Below are 23631 nucleotides of genomic sequence, written 5' to 3'. Positions count from 1 at the left end.
CTGTCATGCAAATCGCCCAAACCGACGCGCCCATCATCGAGGTCCAGCACCTTTACAAGGACTTCGCCGTCAACTCCAACGCCATCAAGAGCGGCAAGATGCGGGCGCTGTCCGACATCACCTTCAACCTGCACCGGGGCCGCGCCCTGGCAGTGGTGGGGGAATCCGGCTCCGGCAAGAGCACCATCGCCAAGATCATCGCCAAGATGTACAAGCTCTCCAACGGCCGCATCCTCTACCGTGGCCGGGACCTCGAGGAGTTCAACAAGGGCACCGCCCTGCTGGACTATCGCCAGAGCGTGCAGATGGTGTGGCAGGATCCGTTCGGTTCATTGAATCCGACCCACACCATCTACCACCACATCGCCCGCCCCCTGCTGCTGCACAGCAAGGTGAGCGACAAGCGGGATCTGCCCGACATGGTCTATGGCCTCCTTGAAAAGGTGGGGCTGACCCCCGCCAAGGCGACCGCGGCCAAGTACCCGCACCAGCTCTCCGGCGGCCAGCGCCAGCGGGTCAACATCGCCCGCAACCTGGCGGTGGAGGCGGAAGTGGTGCTGGCGGACGAACCCACCTCCATGCTCGACGTCTCCATTCGCATCGGCATCCTCAACCTGATGGAGCAGATGAAGAACGAGCTCGGGGTCTCCATGCTCTACATCACCCACGACATCGCCACCGCCCGCTACGTGGCGGAAGATCTGGCGGTGATGTACGTGGGTCACATGGTGGAGTGGGGGGAGGTGGACGAGATCCTGCACCACCCCCAGCACCCCTACACCCAGTTGCTCATCTCGGCGGTGCCGGATCCCGAGAAGAGCATCCACGCCGAGCTGGAGGGAGGCCGCAAGGGGGAAATCCCGCTCTGGACCCCGGAATCCCGTGGCTGCCCCTTTGCCGGGCGCTGCCATCAGGCCATGCCCCGCTGCAAGGAGAGCCTGCCCCCGGTGACCCGGCTCGCCGACAACCACTTCGTGCGCTGCTACCTACACGAACAGGGGTAAGCAGGCCCGCGGCCGGGCGCCGTCGCCCGGCCATGCCTCGCGTCGGGGCCGCAAGGCCCCGCAATGAGCCTCGCCCGCCAGGGGCGAGCCTTCGGAGTAAGACCTTGATGGAACTTTTGATCAACCAGGTGGGTTACGAATGTGACGGGGAGAAGAGCGCCCTGCTGCAGTGCGGCGCCGACCTCGATATCCGCGGCCACGTCAGGTTGCTGCGCCAGGAGGACGACCACCTTTTGCTGGAGACGCCGCTGGTGGCGGCGGGATGCGTCCCCGGCTGGCAGGGGCGCCACTACTGGCGGGCCGATTTCTCCGCCTTCACCGAGCCCGGCCACTACCGGCTGGAGGCCGTCGTGACCACAGGAGCACAGGAGCATCTGGTGCGCTCCCCCCCCTTTGCCATCGGCCGGGGGCTGCTGGCGCGCCGCTGCCTCTCCGATGTCATCCACTACTTCAAGGGACAACGCGCCAGCGGTACCTTCGACCGGGCGGACCGCAGGGCACGCCTCTTTGGCACCGATCAGCGCCGGGACGTACATGGCGGCTGGTTCGACGCCAGCGGCGACATGAGCAAGTACCTGAGTCACCTCTCCTACGCCAACTACCTCAATCCCCAGCAGACCCCCATGGTGGTCTGGTCCCTGCTCAAGTGCCGGGAACTCCTGGCGACACGTCGTGACATCGACGGGGTGAACCTGTGCAAACGGCTCAATGACGAGGGGTTGCACGGGGCGGATTTTCTCTGCCGGATGCAGGACGAGAGCGGCTTCTTCTACATGACCCTGTTCGACAAGTGGAGCAAGGATCCCGAGCAGCGGGAGCTATGCGCCTATTCGACCCAGCAGGGGATCAAGTCCGCCTGCTGGCAGGCAGGTTTTCGCCAGGGGGGCGGCATGACCATCGCCGCCCTGGCCCGCGCCGCCCGGGAACCGAGCGGCGGCGACCTTGACACAAGCCAGTACGCTGAAGCGGCCAGACGCGGCTACCTGCACCTGCGCGAGCACAACCTCGCCTACCTGGACGACGGGGTCGAGAACATCATCGACGACTACTGCGCCCTGCTGGCGGCTGTCGAGCTCACCAGAACGCTGGGCGCCGAGTGGCTCGCCGAGGCACGGGATCGGGCCGGCCGGCTGTGCGCCCGCCAGCGCGCCCACCCCGATCTCGGCCACCATTGGGCCGCCAACGACGATGGTTCTCGCCCCTACTACCACGCCGCCGAGGCGGGCCTGCCGGTGCTGGCGCTGCTGGAGTATCTCGCCATCGAGCCGGATCCGGCGCGCCAGTGGGCGGCTAGGACCGTCGCCGAGCAGGCCCTGGCCGCCGAGCTGGCCCTCGCGGCCCGGGCAGGCAATCCCTTCGCTCTCGCCCGCCAGTATGTGAAAGGGGTCGATGAGGCGCCCCGGGTGAGCTTTTTCATGCCCCACCACAACGAATCCGGTTACTGGTGGCAGGGGGAGAACGCCCGGCTGGCGTCGCTCGCCACCATGGCATTTGCTGCCGCACAGCACCTGCCCGGGCAGAGCGCACTGCTGCGCACCTTCGGCAAGCAGCAGCTCGACTGGATCCTGGGGAGAAACCCCTTCAACGCCTGCATGCTGGCGGGTCAGGGCATCAACAACCCGGAATACACCGCCGGCTACCCCAATGCGCAGGGGGGGATCTGCAACGGCATCACCGCCGGCTTCGATGACGAAAATGACGTGGCCTTTATTCCAGAGGCGTACAAGGATCGGCTGGATCAGAACTGGCGCTGGGGGGAGCAATGGATCCCGCACGCCGCCTGGTTCGCCCTGGCCATCACCTGGCAAAGCGCGCAGGGAGGCCCCCATGATTGAGTTCTGGGTCGGGGTGGACGGCGGCGGCACCCACACCCGGGCCCGCATTCGCAACAACGCAGGCAAGCTGCTCGGCGAGGGGCGCGCCGCCGGCTCCAATCTTGAGTTGGGTATCGCCCTCGCCCACGGCCATGTACTGGCTGCCATCGATCAGGCCCGCATCGACGCAGGGCTGCCCAGGGAGAGCGAACAGCGGATGGGAGTCGGGCTCGCACTCGCCTCCGCCGAGCTCGCCGACTGCTACCACGCCATGCTGACCATGCCCTTCCCGTTTGCGCGGGTGAAGCTCACCTCCGATGCCTTTGGTGCCTGCCTCGGCGCCTTCGACGGCCAGGAGGGGGCCATCCTGATCGCGGGCACCGGCTCGGCGGGGCTCATCTACCGGGAGGGACGCCTTCGCACTTGCTCGGGTCGCGGATTCCCCGTCTCGGATCTCGGCAGCGGCGCCTGGCTCGGGCTGCGCGCCATCCAGCAATCCCTGCTCTGCCACGACGGCATCCTGCCCCCCAGCACCCTGGCGGTGCGCCTGATGGATCACTTCAAGCGGGATCAGGCCGAGGTGGTGCGCTGGGCTGCGCGCGCCATCCCGGCCGACTATGGCCGCTTCGCCCCCTGGGTGTTCGATGCCGCGAGCGACGGGGACGAGCTCGCCACCGCCCTGCTGGATGAGACCTGTGCCCAGCTCGGCATGCTGCTGGAGGGCATGACCCAGCTCGGGGCAGACCGGATCGCCCTGCTGGGCGGCATTGGCACGCGCCTCGCCCCCCGTCTGGGCCACTTCCATCTGGTCGCCCCCAAGCGCGATGCGCTGGAGGGGGCCATCCTGTTTGCCAGGACGGAGGCGCTGCCATGTCTGCACCCCTGAGCCTTGCCGGGCCGACAACCCCTGCGGGACAGGCTCCCGTTTCCTTCACCCCATCAGAGGAATTCCCATGTCCGCACCCCTGATCCACACCCGGGTCGATCACCGTGACGGTGACGATGTCTGGTTTCGCTTCACCCTGAGCCAACTGCCAGCAGCCCCCTGGAAACTCCACTTCTGCCTCGCCCGCCAGATCGATCCGCACTCGATCGAAGGGGGCTCCCTGGAGCGCCAGAGCGGCAGTTACAAGGTCATGGTGCCCCATGAGGGGGTGAGCGAGCTGCGCTTCTGTTGTCGCAACACCCCGCTCAAGCATGACTCCGATATGCCCAAGGGTTTCTTCCTGAGCCTGGAGAGCAAGGGACAGCTGCAACCCCTGGTGCTGGAGGGGGAAGACCTTGGCCTGACCAACCCGCCCTCCCCGGGCCCCGACCTGCCACCGGTAGAGGCCGTCAACGGCCTCGTGCCCCAGCCCGCCCACCTGATTTATACAGAAGGCAACTTCCGGCTGGCCGAGCGGGCCCACGTCGACGGCCCCGTTCCCCTCGCCTCCCTGCTCGCCCATTTCAACGAGCTGACAGGCCTGGCCCTGACCCAGGATCACGATGCGGAGATCCACCTCGTCGAGGCGACACTTCCCCCCGAGGGGTATGAGCTCACCATCACCCCTGAGGAGATCGTCATCCGGGCCGCCGGCGAGGCGGGCTGGCGCCACGGGCTGGTGAGCCTGGCCCAGTGGGCGCTGCAACACGGAGAGAGCCTGCCCTGCCTGACGGTGCGGGATGCACCTCGCTTCGGTTTTCGCGGCATCTTCCTCGACTGTGCCCGCCACTTCCACTCCATCGCCACCCTCAAGCGCCTGCTCAAGCAGATGAGCCTCTACAAGTTCAACCGCTTCCACTGGCACCTGACCGATGACGAGGGGTGGCGCCTGGAGATCAAGGCCTTCCCCCAGCTGACCGCCGTGGGAGCCTGGCGCGGCCATGGCCTGGCGGTGGGGCCCCAGCTGAGCGGCGGCCCCGATCCCTACGGCGGCTACTACACCCAGAGCGAGGTGCGCGAGCTGGTCGCCTACGCCGCCGGGCTTGGCATCACCATCATTCCGGAAATAGACATCCCGGGGCACTGTCACGCCGCCATCAAGGCGCTGCCCGAGCTGCTGGTGGAAGAGGCAGACCGCTCCCGCTACCTCTCGGTGCAATATTTCGACGACAACGTGCTTAACCCGGCCCTGCCAGGCACCTACCGGTTCCTGGACGCCGTGATGGACGAGGTGTGCGATCTCTTCCCCGGGAGTCAGGTTCACATGGGGGGGGACGAAGTGCCCACCGGCGTCTGGACCGACAGTCCCGCCTGCCAGCAGCTGATGGCCGAGCAAGGGTATCAGGATTGCCGCGAGCTGCAGGGCCACCTGCTGCGCCACTGCCAGCAGTACCTGACCAGCAAGGGCAAACAGATGCTGGGGTGGGAGGAGATACTGCACGGTGACAAGGTGAGCCGGGAGGCCACCGTCTTCGCCTGGACCAGCTTCCAGGCCGGCCTGGATGCCGCCGCATCCGGTTACCCCGTGGTGATGGCGCCTGCCCAGCACCTCTATCTGGATCTCGCCTGGAGTCAGGACATCCACGAGCCGGGACTCTACTGGGCGGGTACCCTCAACCTGGCGCAGGTGCATGCATGCGATCCTGCCCCGGCCGATTTCCATGCCAACGATAACATCCTGGGGGTGCTGAGCCCCTTGTGGTCGGAACTGATCACCTCTCGCGATCGTCTCGACTACATGTTGTTCCCGCGCATGCTGGCCACGGCAGAGGTGGCCTGGAGCACTCCCGCCCGCAAGGTGTGGGAGCACTTCGTCGCCCGTCTGCCCGGCCAGCTGCACATCCTCGACCAGTTGCAAGTGCGTTACCGGGTACCACAGAGGTAGTGTTATCTTTTTCTTTTCGGCGACCTTTTGGTCGCCGTTTTTTTACCCATCAACAACAAAAACCCAACCTAGCCCCTACTTTTCATCTGCCTTTGTTGGCAAAATAAGGCCCCCGATGAAACCAGACAGGGGATGCACCTCCCTGCGGTTCCGCCACAATAACAATCAGCAAACAGATCGGAGCTTACCCTTATGGCCCGCAAACACGCCCAGGTCGTGGACAGTGAAGTGGAATTTCCCGCCGACGTGCAACTCGTCTCCACCACGGATCTGCGCGGCGTCATTACCTACGCCAACCCCGCCTTCTGCCGCATCGCCGGTTACCAGGTCGATGAACTGGTCGGCCACAACCACAACCTGGTTCGCCACCCCGACATGCCCAAGGCCGCCTTCGCCGACCTCTGGGATCGACTCAAGGAGGGCAACCCCTGGCGGGGAGTGGTGAAAAACCGCTGCAAGGATGGCCGCTATTACTGGGTCGACGCCTACGTCACCCCCATCTACGAGCACGGCAAGATAAGCGGCTACCAGTCGGTGCGCTGCAAGCCCGACCCCCAGCTCAAGCAGGCAGCCGCCCAGGCCTATCGGGCACTGCTTTCGGCCGAGCAACGGGGCACCCCTGCCCGCCCCTCGCTGCGCCGTTTCAGGCCGCTGATGCTCGGCCTGCCGCTGCTGGCGCTGCTGGTCTGGGCCGCCCTCACCCAGGGCCCCCTCACCGCGCTGCTGATGCTGCTTCCCCCCCTCGCCATTGCGGGCGCCTACTGGCGCGAGCTCATCGCCTTGCCCCGCTATCTCAGGCAGCTCGGTCAGCAATATGACAGCCTGACCCGGCTGGTCTATTCGGGGGATGCCCCGGGTGCCATCGCCGATTTTCACCTGAAGATGCTGCAGGCCCGGATCCGCACCGTGCTGGGGCGGGTCGACGATGCCACTCATCCGCTTCAGGCCCTGGCAACCGATCTGCAGGACTCCTCACACCGCGCCTTCCTCGACATCAACGAGCAGGATGCCCAGACCCAGCAGATGGCGGCCGCCATGACCCAGATGGCCAGCACCGCCCACGAAATCGCCCGCAACATCCAGGACACCAACGGCCAGGTGAGCGAGGCGCGCAGCAGTTGCCAGAGCACGGTGGAACAGCTGGATCAGACCCAGCAGCAGATGACCAGGCTGGCCAGCCAGGCGGAGCAGGCCTTCCACTCCGCGGTGGAGCTCGCCAGCGAGTCGGAGCGCATTGGCAGCGTGATGGGTGAAATCCAAGGCATCGCCGAGCAGACCAACCTGCTGGCCCTCAACGCCGCCATCGAAGCCGCCCGTGCCGGCGAGCAGGGGCGCGGCTTTGCGGTGGTGGCGGACGAGGTGCGCACCCTGTCGACCCGTACCCACAAGGCGACCGAGCAGATCCAGGGCAGCATCAGCCAGATCCAGCACACCCTGGAGCGCTGGCAGGGCATGATGCAGGACAACCTGGCCCAGACCCGGGCATGCGTCGAGATGACCCGCCAGGGATCAGGCAACCTGCACCTGGTGCTGGGTGAAATCGATCAGGTGACCGAATTCTCCACCCAGATCGCCGCCGCCGCGGAGCAGCAGCAGGTGGTGGTGGAGGAGATCAGCCGCAACATCCACCAGATCTCCGAATACTCCCGCGCCAACAGCCAGAAGATCCAGGCGGTGGACGACTCCAGCCAGGAGCTGCTCAGGCGGGCCCGCGAGCTCAGGGGACTGAGCCAGACCTTCGGCTGACAGATTGCAAGCCCCATGACAGAAGCGCCACAATGGCGCTTCTGCTGTTTTTGACGAGCCATCATCATGAGAACGAACGCGCCCCCCCTGGACAAGACGGCCCGCATCGAGGCGATCCTCGCCCTGATCCCCCCCGGCCGCGTGGTGAGCTACGGCCAGGTGGCGGATCTCGCGGGCCTCCCCGGACGGGCACGACTGGTGGGAAAAGTCTTGCGGGAGACCGACAAGGTGCTGCCCTGGCACAGGGTGCTGGGGGCGGCAGGCACCATTTCGCTGCCAAAAGGATCCGCAGGCTTTGATAAGCAAGCGGGGCTGCTGCAGGAGGAGGGGGTGCCCGTGATTGGCGGGCGGGTCAGGATGCGGGAGTGGCAGTGGCAGCCCGACCTGGCCGAGCTGCTCTTTCTGGTTCCCTTCTGACGAGGCTGGCACGCCCCGAAGGGATGGGGGCTCTTGCAACAAAGGGAGGGCCTCTGTGGTCGCCCTCCGTCACGTTCTCTTCCCTAGTCGCCGGCAATGGGCCCCAGAATGTCATCGCTGCGCACCTGTACCGGGATGGTCTCATCCTCCCGTTGCAAGAGCACCAGCAGACTCTGTCTGTCCACCTCCAGCACATAGGCCGTCCCTTCACGGGTCAGGCAGGTCATGCCCGGCCGTATTTCATGTATCTCCATGACAACTCCCTGTCTTGCGCTGCCATCCATGCAGCCATTCCAGTATATCGCCATCCACCAACAAAGAAGCCCCTCGCAAGGGGCCTCTTTCATCATGCTGTGAGCGGCGTCGCCATCAGGCTTTCTTCGCCTTGGGCAGGCTCTCCTGCCATTTTCCGTTGTCGTAATGGGCTGTCCAGCCGGTCGCCTTGCCGTTGACCTCGGTCATCACGTACTGCTCCTTGGTCTTGCGGCTGAAGCGCACCACGGAGGCGTTTCCGTCAGGATCTGACGCCGGGGCGTCCGCCAGGTACTGGTGCTTGGGAGAGAGGCGATCGCGGAAGCGCTTGAGCTCCTCCACCAGGGGCGCACGGGTCTCGCGGGATTTGGGGAAGTTGCTGGCGGCCAGGAAGAGACCTGCAGCGCCGTCCCGCAGCACGAAGTGGGCGTCGGACTGGGTGCATTTCAGCTCGGGCAGGGGTACCGGATCCTCTTTCGGCGGCGCAATGTCGCCATTTTTCAGGATCTTGCGGGTGTTCTTGCAACTCTCGTTGGTGCAACCCATGTATTTGCCGAAACGGCCGTTCTTGAGCTGCATCTCGGAGCCGCAGCGATCGCACTCGATGCTCGGCCCTTCGTAGCCCTTGAGCTTGAACTGCCCCTGCTCCACCTCGTAGCCATCGCAATCCGGGTTGCGACCGCAGACGTGCAGCTTGCGGCTGTCGTCGATGATGTAGGCGTCCATGGCGGTGCCGCAGATCCCGCAACGATGCTTGGCACGCAGAGCATCGGTTTCCGCCTCGTCCCCGTCGGTGGCGGAGACGAACTCGTCCGCACTGACCAGGTTGATGGTCTTCTTGCAGCGCTCCTTGGGCGGCAGGGCATAGCCGGAGCAGCCGAGGAAGACGCCGGTGGTGGCGGTACGGATACCCATCTTGCGGCCACAATCCGGGCAGTCGATGTCGGTCAGCACCATCTGGTTGGCACGCATGCCTCCCTCTTCCGGCGCCTTGTCGGCCTGCTCCAGCTCCTGGGTGAACTCGGCGTAGAAGGCGTCGAGCACCTTCTTCCACTCCAGGCTCCCCTCGGCGATGCCGTCGAGCTTGTCTTCCATCTTGGCGGTGAACTCGTAGTTCATCAGCTCGACGAAGTTTTCCACCAGGCGGTCGGTGACGATCTCCCCCATCTTCTCGGCGAAGAAGCGGCGGCTCTCGACCCGCACATACCCACGGTCGACGATGGTGGAGATGATGGAGGCGTAAGTGGACGGACGGCCGATGCCGCGCTTTTCCAGCTCGCGTACCAGGGCCGCTTCGGTGAAGCGGGCGGGCGGCTTGGTGAAGTGCTGGCGCGGATCCAGCTTGACCAGTTTCAGCACCTCACCGACGGTCACCGCCGGCAGCTGGCTGTCTTCACCCTTGCGGCCCATGGGCGGCAGGGCCTTGGTCCAGCCGGCGAAGCGCAGGGTGCGACCGCGCGCCTTGAGCTCGAACTCCCCTGCCTTGACGGTCAGGGTGGAGGAGTCGTACTGGGCCGGGGTCATCTGACAGGCGACAAACTGGCGCCAGATGAGGTCATAGAGCCGCATGGCATCGGGCTCCATCCCTTCCAGCATCTCGGCAGTCACCTGGACGCTGGAGGGGCGGATCGCCTCGTGGGCCTCCTGGGCATTGGCCTTGGCGCCATAGAAGTTCGGATCGCTCGGCAGGTAGGCGGCACCATACTGCTCGCCGATGTATTCCCGCACCGCGTCCACCGCCTCTTTGCTGAGGTTGGTGGAGTCGGTACGCATATAGGTGATGTAACCCGCTTCATAGAGACGCTGGGCCATCATCATGGTCTTCTTGACCCCGAAGCTCAGACGAGTAGAAGCGGCCTGCTGCAGGGTAGAGGTGATGAAGGGAGCGGACGGCTTGGAGCCGGTCGGCTTGTCTTCCCGGTTGACCACCTTGTAGTCGACCCCTTCCAGGGCCGCCACGGCGGCGAAGGTCTCGGCCTGGGTCACCGGCTTGAAATCGGCACCGTTGCGGCTGACCACCTCCATGCGCAGCTCGCTCTTCTCGGCGGTGAGCAGGTCGGCGTTGAGATCCCAGAACTCCACCGGCACGAACGCCTTGATCTCGCGTTCCTTGTCGACGATGAGGCGCACCGCGACGGATTGCACCCGACCGGCGGAGAGGCCGCGGGCCAGCTTTTTCCACAAGAGCGGGGAGACCATGTAGCCCACCACCCGGTCGAGGAAACGACGGGCCTGCTGGGCGTTGACGCGATGAATGTTCAGCTCGGACGGCTGGGCGAACGCCTCCTGGATGGCGCTCTTGGTGATCTCGTTGAACACCACGCGCTTGTAGCGGCTGTCGTCGCCACCGATGATCTCGCGCAGGTGCCAGGCGATCGCTTCCCCCTCTCTATCCAAGTCGGTTGCGAGATAGATGGTGTCGGCCTTGGCGGCCAGACTTTGCAACTCGCTGACCACTTTTTCCTTGCCGGGCAAAATCTGGTAGTTGGCCTGCCAGCCTGCGGTCGGGTTGATGCCCATCCTTGAGAACAGGGCGTTGCGATCCTTGGCCGCCTTCTCGGATTCGCTGAGCTTGATGCCGCGAATGACAGGTTTTTTGGGCTCGGTGCTGGCGCTGCCGCTGGTCGGCAGATCGCGCACGTGGCCTACGCTGGATTTCACCACGTAGTCCTTGCCCAAATATTTGTTGATGGTCTTGGCCTTGGCCGGAGACTCCACGATGACCAGTGATTTGCCCATGCTGTAACTATTATCCTCATTGCACCCGACGGGGTTGGCGTGCGGTTTTGTGGGGCTGTATAAGAGATTTGACGGGAAAAAGCAATCTTGCGGGTCAATTTGCCCGACAGCCCGAACCGCCCTGCTGCTTTATTTATTAATGCGAAGCCGGGGCGCGGGAAGCAACCGCTTTTTTGTTTTTATGCTATATCCCCCCCTTTTTTAGATTGGAAATGACATATCCAGCCACCCTTGTGACATAAAAACCCATTCTGGTTATCAGCTTGTTACAAAGGATGAAATCTCTTTATAATGGCCGCACACCGCAGCTTTGTGCGCGGAAGGAACCGCTCCCCATATAAAAATCGAAAGGATGTGATCATGAAGCACTTCGAGGTCAACTTCGACGGCCTGGTCGGCCCCACCCACAACTATGCCGGCCTCTCCTATGGCAACGTCGCCTCCCAGAGCAACGCCAAAGAGGCCTCCAACCCCAAGGAAGCGGCCAAGCAGGGGCTGCGCAAGATGAAGGCGCTGACCGACCTCGGCATGGTGCAGGGCGTGCTGGCGCCCCAGGAGAGGCCGGATCTCGCGACCTTGCGCCGCCTGGGCTTCACCGGCAACGACGCCAGCGTCCTGGCCCAGGCCGCCAGACAGGCCCCCGCCGTGCTGGCCGCCTGCTATTCGGCCTCCAGCATGTGGACTGCCAACGCCGCCACCGTCTCCCCGAGCGCCGACACCCAGGATGGCCGCATTCACTTCACCCCCGCCAACCTGACCAACAAGTTCCACCGCTCCCTGGAGCCCGAGGTGACCGGGCGCATCCTGCGGGCCGTGTTCAACAACGATCGCCACTTCTATCACCACCAGCATCTGCCGGAGAACGACCACTTCGGTGACGAAGGCGCCGCCAACCACACCCGGCTGTGCCGCGCCTATGGCGAAGCGGGGGTCGAGCTGTTCGTCTATGGCCGCAGCGCCTTCGACGTCTCCCAGCCCGCCCCCAAACGCTATCCGGCCCGCCAGACCCTGGAAGCGAGCCAGGCCATCGCCCGCCTGCATGGCCTGGGGGATGAGAGCGCCGTCTTTATCCAGCAGAACCCGGACGTGATCGATCAGGGGGTGTTCCACAACGACGTCATCGCGGTGGGCAACCAGAACGTGCTCTTCTTCCACCAGCAGGCGTTCCTCCATACCGAGGCGGCGCTGGCCGAGGTGCGTACCAAGTTCGGCGACGGGGAACTGCACTTCATCGAAGTGCCGACTGCAGAGGTGTCGGTGCAGGATGCGGTGAAGTCCTATCTGTTCAACACCCAGATCCTTACCCTGCCATCCGGCGAGATGGCGATTATCGCCCCCACCGAATGCCGCGACAACCCGGCGGTGTCCGCCTATCTGGCCAGGCTGGTGACCCTGGGCACCCCCATCAAGGACGTCCACTACATGGACGTGAAGCAGAGCATGAGAAACGGCGGCGGCCCCGCCTGTCTGCGCCTGCGGGTTGCCATGAACGACACCGAGCTCGCCGCGGTCAACCCGGCCTGCCTCATCACCGACAACCAGTTTGCCCGCCTGGATCAGTGGGTCGAGAAGCACTATCGCGACAGCCTGGCGCTGGACGATCTGCGCGACCCCTCCCTGGTGCTGGAGACCCGCACCGCCCTGGACGAGCTGACCCAGATCCTGAAACTGGGTTCCGTCTACCCCTTCCAACGCTGAGAACCTGGTCACGATCTGACTGCCAGGTCGTGATCAAGACTCCTGCACTGCTCTTTGCCTTGCTGACGACCTCTCGCGACAGCTCGTAGACAGGTGCCAAGCCGCAACAAAGCCATCAAAAAGCCGGGCAATGCCCGGCTCTCTTTTTTCATTCAACAAGACGCCTCAGCGCCAGGGGCTTTGTTGCCACAGCCGACCAAGGCCGGCCTCCAGCCCCAGTGCCGCCTGCTTGCCAAGCTTCTGGGTCAGGGTCCTGGGTTTGCTGTAGCGGATGCCGACCACCTTGTGATGGCTGGCCTGGGCCAGCAGGTAGTCATCGCTGGTGCAAAGCGCATCCACCAGTCCGAGCTGCTTGGCCTGGCTCGCCAGCCAATGCTCGCCGGTGGTCACCTTGTCGATGTCGAGACCGGGTCTGTGCTCGGCCACGAAGGCCTTGAACTGTTCGTGGATGGCCCCCAGCTCCTCGCGAAACTTCTCCCGCCCCAGATCGTCGTTCTCGCCGAACATGGTGATGGTGCGCTTGTACTGGCCTGCGGTGTGCATCTCGAATTCGATGTCGTGCTTCTTGAGCAGCTTGTTGAAGTTCGGCATCTGAGCAATCACACCGATGGAGCCGACGATGGCGAACGGCGCCGCCAGGATCTTGTCCGCGACGCAGGCCATCATGTAGCCACCGCTCGCCGCCACCTTGTCGATGGCCACGGTCAGCGTGATGTCCTTGTCCCGCAGCCGCTGCAACTGGGAGGCGGCCAGGCCGTAGCCATGCACCACGCCGCCGCCGGATTCGAGGCGCAGCAGCACCTCGTCCCCGGGCCGGGCCACGCCTATCACGGCACTCACCTCTTCCCGCAGGGAGGCCACCTCCTTGGCATCCATGCTGCCGTTGAAGTCGATGACGAACAGCCGGCTGCGCTCATCCTCCCCCTTGGCTTTGGTCTTGTGCTCGGCCTTGCGGGTCTTCTCCATCTGCTTGCGCTCGGCCTTGCCCGCCAGGGCTGCCTGCAGTTGATGGCGCCCCTGCTCCAGCTCGCCGGAGAGATCCGTCACCACCAGTTCCCCCTTGCGGGATTTGGGCTGGCGGCTGCTCGCCACCATCAGGATGACGGCGCCGATGGCCAACAGGAAGGTGAGGGTCTTGGCCAGAAACAGGCCGTATTCGGTCAAAAATGCCACTTGATGCTCCGCTCAATGTCCGGTTTTTTCACATAGTAAGGAGTTTGCCCCCCTCGCGCAAAAACTCTGCCATCTCCCATGCCAAGGGCGGAGGGATCGACGCTATCGCCCTGTTTTATTCACATTTTTGCCGTCTCATACTGGTCAACTGCCGGGCCGGGTCAGTACACTTGCCCACTCGATTCGTTGCGCCAAGCCGCCAGGCATTGTTAACAGGAGTCCACATGCTCGACTATCAGGCCCCCCGTGATCTGCTCAAGGACAAGGTCATTCTGGTGACGGGTGCCGGTGACGGCATCGGCCGCGAAGCGGCCCTCACCTATGCGGCCCACGGCGCCACCGTGATCCTGCTCGGGCGTACCAGTGCCAAGCTGGAGGCGGTCTACGACCAGATTGAAGCGGCCGGTCACCCCCTGCCCGCCATCGTACCAGTGGACTTGAAAGGGGCTACTGCCGCCCACTACCGCGGTATGGCGGAGACCTTCGCCCAGCAGTTCGGCCGCCTCGATGGCGTGCTGTTCAACGCCGGGCTGCTCGGCACCCTGTCGCCGTTCGAACACATTCAGGAGCAGGAGTGGGACGAGGTGATGCAGGTCAACGTCAAATCCGAATTCCTGCTGACCCAGGCGCTGCTGCCCCTCATTCGTAAGACCGCCAAGGAGCACGGCGAGGCGTCCATCGTCTACACCTCCTCCAGCGTGGGCCGCAAGGGGCGCGCCTACTGGGGCACTTATGCCATTTCCAAGTTCGCCATCGAGGGGATGATGGAGGTGCTGGCGGACGAGCTGGAGAACACCAGGGTGCGGGTCAACACCCTGAACCCGGGCGGCACCTGCACCAGGATGCGGGCCAGCGCCTTCCCGGCGGAAGATCCGCAAACCCTCAAGACCCCGGCCGATCTGATGCCCCTCTATCTCTACCTGATGGGGCGTGATAGTCAGGGCCAGAGCGGCAAGACCTTCGTGGCCCAGCCCAAATAAATCAACAAATCAACCGGATGGGATTACAGTGAAGAGGGGGTGCCAAGGCGCGCCCTGTTGAATCCCATCGGCCCCAGACAGGTTGCACTATGTTTCGTCCCAAGAGCACGTTTGAGCAATGGCGGATCTTTCAGGCAGTGGTGGACTGCGGCGGTTATGCCCAGGCTGCCGAGGCGCTGAACAAGAGCCAATCCTCCCTCAATCATGCGGTTGCCAAGCTGCAACAGAGTCTGGGGGTGGCCCTGCTGGAGGTGCGGGGACGCAAGGCGGTGCTGACGCCGGCGGGGGAGATCTTCCTCAAGCGGGCGCGCCAGCTCAGCCAGCAGGTGGAAGAGCTGGAGAACCTGGCCAACAACCTGGAGCGGCAGTGGGAGCCGCAGATCAACCTCTATGTGTCCGTGGTGCAGCCGCGGGAGCGCCTCTACCGGGCGCTGGCCCACTTCTATCCCCGCAGCCGAGGTTGCCGCATCAACCTGCACGAGCGGATCCACTGCCACTTCAATGCGCTGCAGGCGGGAGATCTGATGCTCTCCGAGCACCTGCCCCAGGATCGCACCGGCCTGCCGCTGGACGAAGTCTGTCTGCTTCCTCTGTGCGCAGCGGGCCACCCCCTTGCGGAGCAGGGAGAGCCCATCACCGCCGAGGTGCTGGCCAGCCACAACCAGATAAGCCTGCATCCCCCCATCCACCGCTCGGTGGACTGGAACGATGCGGACGACACCGGCTGGAAGGCGACCCACTATCATGAGGTGCTCAACATGGTGCGCCTTGGCATGGGTTACGCCTGGGTGCCCCGCCACCTGGTGCAGGAGGAGCTCGCCGAGGGCTCGCTGGTGCAGCTCGATCTCACCGGCGGCAGCGAGCGCTATCTCTACACCTACCTGCTCACCCCCTCGGTGGAGGCGCTGGGGCCGGCGGCCGAGCTGCTGCTGCGCTGCCTGCGCATCGAATACCAGGGAGACAACCCCAGGTAAGACCGCTTCTTCCCCGCACGACCGGGGCACTGGTGCCGGCACATCCGGGCATCGGCTCCCCTTTGCATCCCCTATACGTTGGGGACCCGCCAGCAGGCGGCCAGCGCCATCAGCGCCAGGGCCGCCGCCACCATGAAGACCCCGTGGAAGCTCCAGAGCTCCGCCACCGTTCCCGCGATAGCCCCCGCCATGATGGAGCCGGTGCGGATGCTGTTGGAAAAGAGCGTGGTCGCCACCCCGGCGCGCCCCGGCATCAAGTCCTGGAAATAGGACATGCCGATGCCGGCCACGATGCCGATGAAGATGGCATTGAGCAGTTGCAGCGCAATGAGGGCATGCTGGCTCGACAGGGTCACGAGACCGCCATAGAAACCGACCCCGGCCAGCACCGCCAGCAGCATCATGGGCCGCTTGCCAAAGCGCCGGGTGTAGTAGCCCGCCAGCAGCATGAAGGGGATCTCCAGGGCCGCCGCCGTGCCCATCAGCAAACCAGCCAGCTTCTCCTCCAGCCCCAGCTCGCGGGTGATGTAGAGGGGCATGTTGATGAGGTACATGCTGTTGCAGGTCCACATCAGGGTGGAGGCGATGAAGAGCGCCCGCACCGACGGATCCCGCCAGCTGCTCACCCGCTCCACCTCGCTGTCTATCACCGGCAGCGGCAGGGAGGGAAGCCAGCGCCACACCACGAAGGCGCAGATGACATAGGCCAGCGCCGAGGCCAGATACATCACCTCGAAGCCGTAGCCGATGGCGAGCGCGAAGGCGATGGGTGGCCCTATCACCCAGGCAAGGGAGAACTGGGCCCGCAGCACCGAACTGAACATGTCGGCCTGTTTGTTGCGGCTGTCGGCGTATTCCCGCGCCAGGGCGAACAGCTGCGGGCTGGCGGTGGCGGTCAGGCTCGCCAGCAGCACCCCCAGGCTCACCAGCAACCAGTACTGCCGGTTCCAGGCAAACAGCAGGGAGAGCACGATGCCGGCGAAGCAGCAGCGCAGGATCAGCTGCTTGCGATCCCCCTTGTTGTCGGAGCGGTGGCCGAGCCACTGGCTGATGAGGATGCCGATCACCGCGTTCACCGTGTAGAAGAGCCCCACCAGGAAGGGACGCACCTGCACCTCCTCGGCCAGAAACAGGCTCAAGGTCGGCACCTGCAGCGCCACCGCCACCCCGGTCATGAAGGTCACGGCGAGAAACGAGAGAGAGACGGGATCCGGCCTCTTGCGGGCAGCAGACAGCAAACTCATAGAGATACCATTGATATGGAAGAAAAAAAGGAGCCAGATGCGGGCGGGCTTGGCGTATGGCGGCGGCTATTTTATGCCATTATCAACAGCCACCTCAAGGGTTGCGGGGGGGCGTCCAAGTCCGTACATTGGAAGCCCATCCAGCGCCAGTACAAGGATTTAACATGTTTGATTTTGACCGGGAAATAGATCGCAGCGGTACCATGAGCCTGAAATGGGACAAATACAAGGGTCAGGATGTCCTGCCCATGTGGGTCGCAGACACCGACTTCGTCTCTCCCCCCGCCGTACTGGAGGCCCTCACCAAACGGGTCGCCCACGGCATCTTCGGCTATTCGCGCCCCTCTCCCCGGCTCATCGAACTCATCGTATCGCGTCTGGCCAGCCGCTATGGCTGGACCATCCAGCCCGAATGGCTCGTCTTCCTGCCCGGGGTGGTGCCGGGCCTCAATCTCGCCTGCAAGGCCTGGAGCCAGCACGGGCGCGGCATCATCACCCCCAAGCCGGTCTACTACCCCTTCCTGCAGGCACCGGGCTTCAATGACCGCCCCCTGCTCACCGTCCCCGTGGTGGAGGAAGAAGGTCGCTGGGTGCTGGATCTCGAAGAGCTTGAGCGTCAGGCCCCCTCGGCGGATCTGCTGCTGCTGTGCAACCCCCACAACCCGGGCGGCACCGTCTTCACCCGGGAAGAGCTGCTGGCCATCGACGCCATCGCCGAGCGCCACAACCTGGTGATCTGCTCCGACGAAATCCACTGCGACCTGCTGCTGGACAAGGATGCCCGCCACATCCCCTATGGTGCCCTGAGCCCGGAGGCGGCCGAGCGCTCCGCCGTCATGATGGCGCCGAGCAAGACCTTCAACATCGCAGGGCTGTGCTGCTCCTTCGCCGTGATCCCCAATGCCCGCCTGCGGCTCAAGCTGCAACAGGCGATGCGCGGCATCAGCGCCGACGTCAATCTGCTGGGGTTCGTGGCGGCCGAGGCGGCCTATGAGGGGGGCGAGCAGTGGCTGAATGAACAGCTCGACTATCTGGCCGGCAACCTGGCCCTGATCGAGCAGGCCGTGGCCCGCTGGCCCGGCGTCAAGCTGGCCCGCAACCAGGCCACGTACCTCGCCTGGATCGACATGAGCGCCCTGGGCCTGGACGATCCCGTCGCCTTCTTCGAACAGGCGGGCGTGGGTCTCTCCCCCGGTGCCCAGTTCGGCAACGGCCAGTTCGTGCGGCTCAACTTTGGCTGCACCCGGGCCCGTCTCACCGAGGCCCTGGCCCGCATGGAGAAAGCCATTCTCCAGACCCGCTAGCGAACCGTCCCGGGCGGCGGCCCCAGGCCGCCCGGTGCGCGCAAAAGCGGTAAAATCCGTTCAGCTTCCCGTCTGATACGGATAAGATGAGGCTCATCACGGGATGAGCCCGCCTCCTCCTCATGTTCAGCCACGGTTTCGGTCCACTATGCGCCCATTCGCCTTCTCTGCCCTGTTGCGTCTGTCACGTACCGCCCTGCCCTGGCTCGCGGCCGTGCTGGCGCCCTCCCTCTTCGCCTCCCCCGCCTATGTCACCATCGGCACGGGGGCCCTCAACGGCGTCTACTACCCGACAGGAGGCGCCATCTGCCGCCTGCTCAACGAGGAGAGTGCCCGCCACGGCCTGCACTGCACGGTGCAGAGTACCTCGGGCTCCATCGCCAATCTGGCGGCGCTCGCCAAGGGAGAGGTACAGCTCGCCCTGATGCAGTCGGATGTGCTCTACCATGCGGTGCACGGCAGCGGCCCCTTCGCGGGCCAGGCCCCGGACGATCAGCTGCGCAGCCTCTTGCGGCTCCACAAGGAGTCCCTGACCCTGATTGCCAGCGCCACCAGCAACATCACCACCCTGGCCGACATCAAGGGCAAGCGGGTCGATGTCGGCGCCCCCAACTCCGGGGACAGCGTCACCAGCCGGGCCCTGCTCGATGCCATGGGGTGGCGGGTCGCCGATTTCAGCCGCCCGCCCGTGATCTCCCCGGGCAACCGGCTGGAGGGGCTCTGTGACGGCACCCTGGATGCCGCCTTCGTGGTCGCCGGTCACCCCAATCAGGCCATCGGCGATCTCACCGGCCGCTGTCAGGCCCGCCTCATTCCCATCGAGGGGGAACAGGTGGACAAGCTGCTCAAGCAGCACCCCTACTATGATCGCAGCCGCATCGGCGCCAACCTCTATCCGGGGCAGACCAGCGGCGTCAATACCTTCGCCGTCACCGCCGAACTGGTGGCGCTGGCCAGTCTGCCCGAGAGCGAGGTGCGCACCCTGCGGGACGTGCTGAACGAGCGGCTCAAGCAGTTCACCCGGCTGCATCCGGCACTGACCACCCTCACCTGGGAAGGCATGCAGGCGGGTAGCATCGCCCTGCTCCATCCCGGCATGCTGGATGCCGTGCCCACCCTCCCGGCGGACACCCTCACGGCATCCGGGGCAGAGGCCACCTCGGGCGCCTTGCCGACCTTGTCCCCGGCGAGCAGCGCGGCCACACCGACCGATGGGACAGGCCCCCTGGAAGGCACCGCGCCACTGGAGGGGTCCGACACCTTGCCGGAGCAGCCGGCCGCCGCGACCCTCTCAACCAGTTCGGGGGCGGCCTCCACCAACCAGGCCCCGGCACTGACCGAGCCGCCCACACCGGGCAGCGCAACCCTGGCGCCAGGCCATCCCCTGACCCCGCCTGAGGCGCCCGCCTCGGCGGCAACGCCGCTGGAGGCGCCATCACCGCAGGCCATGCCGGCCAGCCCGCCCAGCCACGCGGTGGAGACCACAGCCCCCGCCGGGCAATGAACACCAACAAAGAGGCCACCCCAGGGGTGGCCTCTTGGTTATGGGGAACGGGCGCCTGGCCTGTCACGGCGCCAGCAGCAGCGCCGGATTCTGGATCTCCTCCTCCACCCAGTGCAGCAGTTGCTTGATGGCCCGCGACAGCACCTGGTTCTGGCGCACCACGTACCCCAGGCTGGTACCGGGAAAATCGGTGAGCCGGGTCACCGGGGCGGTCAGCTTGAGCCTGGGGTGCAGGGAGAAATCCGGCACGATGGCGACGCCAAAGCCCGCCTCGGCCCAGTCAAGCTGGGCATCCACGCTCCCCACTTCCATGATGCGGCAGCTCGGCAGGCCGAGCAGGGGCAGGGAGGGATCGATCAATGCCCGGGTCCGGGTGTCGTGCCCCAGCAGGATCAGGGTCGGCTCGTCCAGAGGATCGCTCTCTCCCGAGCTGGCCCGCGCCTGCCAGCGGGCCAGGCCGCGCCCCAGGGCACACCAGGTCACCTGCTGCAACTCGGTGTAGAAGAGCGGCTCGCTGCGCTTTTGTGCCATCACGAAGCCCAGATCCGCCTTGCCCGCCCGCACCAGATCCGCCGCCTGATCCGAGGTGGTGTTGAACAGGGTGAGGTCGATACCGGGGAAGGCCTGCTTGAAGCGCTGGAACGGCTGGATGAGCAGCAGGCGCGAGATGATGTCGCTGGCGGCGATGGCGAGCGTCCCCTGGCTCAACTGGCTCAGGGCATTGAGATCGGACTGGCAGAGCTGCAGCTCGTTGATGGCGCGCTCGGCGCTTTGCAGCAGCCGCTCCCCCGCCTGGGTCAGGCGAAACGGACTGCGCTCCACCAGCTTGACCCGGGTCGCCTGCTCCAGGTTCTTGAGGTGCAGGCTCACATTGGGTTGCGTCATGTGCAGTTCGGTGGCCGTCTGGCCGAAGTGCTGCAACCGGGCCAGGGTGACGAAGGTGTGCAGCCAGTGAATGTCCAGCATGGGGTTCCTCTTCTCCCGGGTCGATGGCTGGGCCAGCGCCGCCAGGGCACGGGCACCACACAAGGGAGCGCGGTGTCGATAATTGCACCGGAATTATATGGCTTCCTTATCGGAATTATAAAGATAATTAATTTTTCTAATCCTCACGGGGCTCCTAGGATGGACGCCTAACGTCTTAGGAGAAAGAGTCATGTCGTCTATCGTAGTCGTAGGTGCTAACTGGGGTGATGAAGGCAAAGGCCGCATCGTCGATTATCTGGCAGGCCAGGCTGGCGCCAGTATTCGTTTCCAGGGCGGCAACAACGCCGGCCACACCGTGGTCAACGATCTGGGCACCTTCAAGCTGCACCAGGTGCCGAGCGGCGTCTTCAACCCGGATTGCCTGGTCGTGCTGGGCCCCGGCATGGTGATCAGCCCCGAGAAGCTCACCGTCGAGCTGGAAGAGGTCAAGGCCTCCGGCGTCATTCCCAAGCTCGCCATCTCTGACCGTGCCACCCTCTGCCTGCCGCTGCACGCGCTGGAAGACACCCTGGAAGAGCAACGCCTGGGTGACGGCGCCTACGGCTCCACCCGTCAGGGCATCGCCCCGGCTTACGGTGATCGGGTCATGAAAAAAGCGATCCTGGTGGGCTGGCTGAAACAGCCGGACGTGCTGGTCGAGCGCATCCAGTTCATGCTGGACTGGAAACTGCCGCAGATGAAGGCTCTCTATCCGGACTTCGAATTCACCCAGACCGCCCAGGAGATGGCCGACTGGCTGCTGGAAGTGTCCGCTCCCTGGCTGGACGCCGTCTGCAACGTCAGCATGCCCCTCAAGGCGCTGCAAGCCGAAGGCAAGACCCTGCTGTTCGAAGCCCAGCTGGGTGCCGGCCGTGATCTCATCTACGGCGAATACCCCTGGGTCACCTCCTCCCACGTTTCCGGCGCCTACGCCGGCATCGGTGGCGGTCTGCCGGGCCTGCGCCCGGAGCGCGTCATCGCCGTGGCCAAGGCATTCAGCTCCTCCGTCGGTACCGGCACCCTGCTGACCGCCATGGAGAACCAGGACGAGTTCCGCAAGATCACCAACGAGTTCGGCGCCACCACCGGCCGTCCCCGTGACGTGGGTTACTTCGATGCCGTCGCCACCAAGAACGGCGTCGAGCTGCAGGCTGCTACCGAAGTGGCCCTGACCAAGCTGGACTGCCTGACCGGTCTGCCGGATCTGAAGATCTGCGTGGCCTACGAAGGTGCCCACACCGAGAACCCGATCTGGCCGCAGACCGCCGCCCTCACCCCCGTCTACGAGAAGATGGAGAGCTGGAGCGAAGACATCAGCGCCTGCCGCACCTTCGCCGAGCTGCCCAAGGCTGCCCAGGACTATGTGCTGCGCATCGAAGCCCTGCTGGGCGTGCCGGTGCCCATGGTCTCCGTCGGCCCGGGCCGTGACGAGATGATCCTGCGCTAAGGCCCCTCGCCTCTCCCAAAAACCGGCATCCCAGGATGCCGGTTTTTTTATGCCCCTCAAAAGCCCCGAACAGCTCACAAAAGCCGCCTGCATGGCATAATTTGAGCCATACGGGCACTCTGTTTTGAGCCAGCCCCCTTAGAGTGAATGCCATATTCACACAAAGGAGTGCCCATCATGAGATCCCCCATTATCCCGCTGCTGCCCCTGTTCTGCCTCGCGGCTCTGCCCGCCGGCGCCATGACCCTCAAGAGTACCGACATCCGCGAGGGTGAACCCATGGACAAGGTCTTCAGCTTCAACGGCTTTGGTTGCAGCGGCGAGAACCGCTCCCCCCAGTTGAGCTGGCAGAGCCTGCCCGCCGGCACCCAGAGCGTCGCCATCACCGCCTATGACCCGGACGCCCCCACCGGCAGCGGCTGGTGGCACTGGCTGGTGGTGAACCTGCCGGCCAGCCAGAGCGAGCTGCCGAGCAATGCCTCCGGCAAGATCAAGCAGGGACTGGAGCTTGGCACCGACTACGGTACCCAGGGTTATGGCGGCCCCTGCCCACCCGCCGGTCACGGCATGCACCGCTACCAGTTCACCGTCTGGGCCCTGCCCAAGGCGCTGGAGGTGAAGGCCAACACCCCGCCCGCCATGGTAGGCTACATGCTCAACAGCCTCGCCCTTGGCAAGGCCACCCTGACCGCCACCTTCACCACCCCCTAGGAGCCCGCCCGATGAGCACGCCCCTGCTGCAACTGAATCACTACTTCGGGATCCGCCAGCAGCCCCTGCGCCGGGTGCTCATCTACGCGCCGACCCTCATCTGGGTGCAGCAGGGCCGCAAGCAGCTGTGGTGGCGGGAGCAGCGCCTCTCCTTTGACAAGGAGAGCTGGCTGCTGATCCCGGCGGGTCACCGGCTCACCTTCGTCAACCAGCCGGAGCAGGGCACGTTTCGCTCCCAGGCGCTCACCCTGCTGGCCCCGCCACCGGCCGAGTGGCTGGCAGAGAGCCCCCTCGATCTCCTCAAGCCACCGGCCATCAGGGTGACGTCGGCCCTCGCCTTCTGCTTCGATCTCGTCACCACCATGGCGCAGCGGCAGCTCTGCGAGACGGCCCAGACCCAGCTGCTGCAAGGGTTTTATGGCGAGCTCAGGGAAGCGGGGGGCCTTGGCCTGCTCTTTCCTGCCACCACCATGACCCTGGGGGAACGGCTGGCCCGTTACCTCAGCGTGGAGCCTGGTCTCGATCACCGGCTGGAGACGGTAGCGACCCACTTCGCCATGAGCCGCGCCTCCCTGGTCCGCAAACTGGCCGCCGAGGGGCGCAGCTTTCGCCAGGTGCTGACCCAGGTACGCCTGGGGCACGCCCTCACCCTGCTGCAACAGGGGCTCACGCCGCTTCAGACCGCCCTCGCCTGTGGCTACGACTCCCCCGGCCGCTTTGCCGCGCGCTTCAAGGAGGAGTTCGGCCTGACCCCCCACCAATACCTGCGTACCTGCCCTGGGAGCCATGCCGCTCGCCAGGTAGGAGAACGCTGATCGCCCCTCTCCTTTGCATGACATCGAACGCCA

The 23631-nt window shown here is 65.0% G+C and carries 19 protein-coding genes; 14 read left to right on the top strand and 5 right to left on the bottom strand.

The features are described 5' to 3' along the window. The first annotated feature begins 5 nt into the window (after window positions 1-5). From AB5Y93_RS02155 to AB5Y93_RS02130, 6 genes are all read left to right on the top strand, one after another. Window positions 6-1004 carry an ABC transporter ATP-binding protein gene (locus tag AB5Y93_RS02155; protein ID WP_039040529.1) on the top strand — a complete coding sequence of 333 codons (999 nt, stop codon included), beginning with the start codon at window positions 6-8 and terminating at the stop codon, window positions 1002-1004. Window positions 1005-1111: 107 nt separating this feature from the next. Beyond that, window positions 1112-2839: a glycoside hydrolase family 9 protein gene (locus tag AB5Y93_RS02150; RefSeq protein WP_368228733.1), complete on the top strand. Its 1728-nt coding sequence runs from the start codon at window positions 1112-1114 to the stop codon at window positions 2837-2839. After that, window positions 2832-3704 (top strand): BadF/BadG/BcrA/BcrD ATPase family protein, encoded by an 873-nt coding sequence (locus tag AB5Y93_RS02145; protein ID WP_039040527.1) that lies wholly within the window; start codon window positions 2832-2834, stop codon window positions 3702-3704. Before AB5Y93_RS02150 ends, AB5Y93_RS02145 begins: the two co-directional genes overlap by 8 nt. 67 nt (window positions 3705-3771) lie before the next feature. Then, window positions 3772-5628 (top strand): beta-N-acetylhexosaminidase, encoded by a 1857-nt coding sequence (locus AB5Y93_RS02140; protein WP_134996650.1) that lies wholly within the window; start codon window positions 3772-3774, stop codon window positions 5626-5628. A gap of 192 nt (window positions 5629-5820) precedes the next feature. Then, complete coding sequence (locus AB5Y93_RS02135) at window positions 5821-7374, top strand: methyl-accepting chemotaxis protein (RefSeq protein ID WP_368228732.1); 1554 nt, start codon at window positions 5821-5823, stop codon at window positions 7372-7374. A 66-nt stretch (window positions 7375-7440) separates the two neighbouring features. After that, entirely contained in the window at window positions 7441-7791 is a 351-nt protein-coding gene (locus tag AB5Y93_RS02130; protein WP_039040524.1) for an MGMT family protein, read from the top strand. Window positions 7792-7874: 83 nt separating this feature from the next. On the opposite strand, the gene AB5Y93_RS02125 is transcribed toward AB5Y93_RS02130, so the two are convergent. After that, window positions 7875-8045: a hypothetical protein gene (locus AB5Y93_RS02125; RefSeq protein ID WP_164882955.1), complete on the bottom strand. Its 171-nt coding sequence runs from the start codon at window positions 8043-8045 to the stop codon at window positions 7875-7877. A gap of 115 nt (window positions 8046-8160) precedes the next feature. Then, window positions 8161-10782: a type I DNA topoisomerase gene (topA, locus tag AB5Y93_RS02120; RefSeq protein ID WP_368228731.1), complete on the bottom strand. Its 2622-nt coding sequence runs from the start codon at window positions 10780-10782 to the stop codon at window positions 8161-8163. Window positions 10783-11142: 360 nt separating this feature from the next. On the opposite strand from topA, the gene astB reads away from it, so the two are divergent. After that, on the top strand, window positions 11143-12480 hold the full coding sequence (gene astB, locus AB5Y93_RS02115; RefSeq protein ID WP_161653753.1) for an N-succinylarginine dihydrolase: 1338 nt from the start codon (window positions 11143-11145) through the stop codon (window positions 12478-12480). Window positions 12481-12645: 165 nt separating this feature from the next. Here the strand turns inward: astB and sohB are convergent, their stop codons facing one another. After that, the gene (gene sohB, locus AB5Y93_RS02110) at window positions 12646-13653 is read right to left on the bottom strand and encodes a protease SohB (protein ID WP_368228730.1); all 1008 of its coding nucleotides are present in this window, start codon (window positions 13651-13653) and stop codon (window positions 12646-12648) included. A 224-nt stretch (window positions 13654-13877) separates the two neighbouring features. On the opposite strand from sohB, the gene AB5Y93_RS02105 reads away from it, so the two are divergent. Both AB5Y93_RS02105 and AB5Y93_RS02100 read left to right on the top strand, forming a co-directional pair. Next, complete coding sequence (locus AB5Y93_RS02105) at window positions 13878-14633, top strand: YciK family oxidoreductase (RefSeq protein WP_368228729.1); 756 nt, start codon at window positions 13878-13880, stop codon at window positions 14631-14633. An 89-nt stretch (window positions 14634-14722) separates the two neighbouring features. Further along, window positions 14723-15607 carry a LysR family transcriptional regulator gene (locus AB5Y93_RS02100; protein ID WP_049637266.1) on the top strand — a complete coding sequence of 295 codons (885 nt, stop codon included), beginning with the start codon at window positions 14723-14725 and terminating at the stop codon, window positions 15605-15607. Window positions 15608-15678: 71 nt separating this feature from the next. Here AB5Y93_RS02100 and AB5Y93_RS02095 read toward each other — a convergent pair whose 3' ends face one another. Then, on the bottom strand, window positions 15679-16851 hold the full coding sequence (locus AB5Y93_RS02095) for an MFS transporter (protein WP_368228728.1): 1173 nt from the start codon (window positions 16849-16851) through the stop codon (window positions 15679-15681). Between the two features lie 164 nt (window positions 16852-17015). Here AB5Y93_RS02095 and AB5Y93_RS02090 point away from each other — a divergent pair, with 164 nt between their 5' ends. Together AB5Y93_RS02090 and AB5Y93_RS02085 are read left to right on the top strand one after the other, a co-directional pair. Then, complete coding sequence (locus tag AB5Y93_RS02090) at window positions 17016-18155, top strand: MalY/PatB family protein (protein WP_010673889.1); 1140 nt, start codon at window positions 17016-17018, stop codon at window positions 18153-18155. Between the two features lie 148 nt (window positions 18156-18303). Beyond that, the gene (locus AB5Y93_RS02085) at window positions 18304-19659 is read left to right on the top strand and encodes a TAXI family TRAP transporter solute-binding subunit (protein WP_368228727.1); all 1356 of its coding nucleotides are present in this window, start codon (window positions 18304-18306) and stop codon (window positions 19657-19659) included. A 63-nt stretch (window positions 19660-19722) separates the two neighbouring features. Here the strand turns inward: AB5Y93_RS02085 and AB5Y93_RS02080 are convergent, their stop codons facing one another. Further along, window positions 19723-20625 carry a LysR family transcriptional regulator gene (locus AB5Y93_RS02080; RefSeq protein ID WP_368228726.1) on the bottom strand — a complete coding sequence of 301 codons (903 nt, stop codon included), beginning with the start codon at window positions 20623-20625 and terminating at the stop codon, window positions 19723-19725. A 190-nt stretch (window positions 20626-20815) separates the two neighbouring features. Here AB5Y93_RS02080 and AB5Y93_RS02075 point away from each other — a divergent pair, with 190 nt between their 5' ends. The 3 genes from AB5Y93_RS02075 to AB5Y93_RS02065 all read left to right on the top strand — a co-directional run bounded on the left by AB5Y93_RS02075 (window position 20816) and on the right by AB5Y93_RS02065 (window position 23598). Then, window positions 20816-22072, top strand: coding sequence for an adenylosuccinate synthetase (locus AB5Y93_RS02075; protein ID WP_042880306.1), 1257 nt, complete (start codon window positions 20816-20818; stop codon window positions 22070-22072). A 177-nt stretch (window positions 22073-22249) separates the two neighbouring features. Then, window positions 22250-22783, top strand: coding sequence for a YbhB/YbcL family Raf kinase inhibitor-like protein (locus AB5Y93_RS02070; protein WP_049637270.1), 534 nt, complete (start codon window positions 22250-22252; stop codon window positions 22781-22783). An 11-nt stretch (window positions 22784-22794) separates the two neighbouring features. Next, window positions 22795-23598: a helix-turn-helix transcriptional regulator gene (locus AB5Y93_RS02065; RefSeq protein WP_010673884.1), complete on the top strand. Its 804-nt coding sequence runs from the start codon at window positions 22795-22797 to the stop codon at window positions 23596-23598. Window positions 23599-23631: the final 33 nt, after the last annotated feature.

Origin of the sequence: Aeromonas sp. R10-1 (assembly GCF_040908465.1) — a bacterium.
Taxonomy (GTDB): Bacteria; Pseudomonadota; Gammaproteobacteria; order Enterobacterales; family Aeromonadaceae; genus Aeromonas; species Aeromonas caviae.
This window is presented reverse-complemented; position numbering and strand designations above follow the sequence as displayed.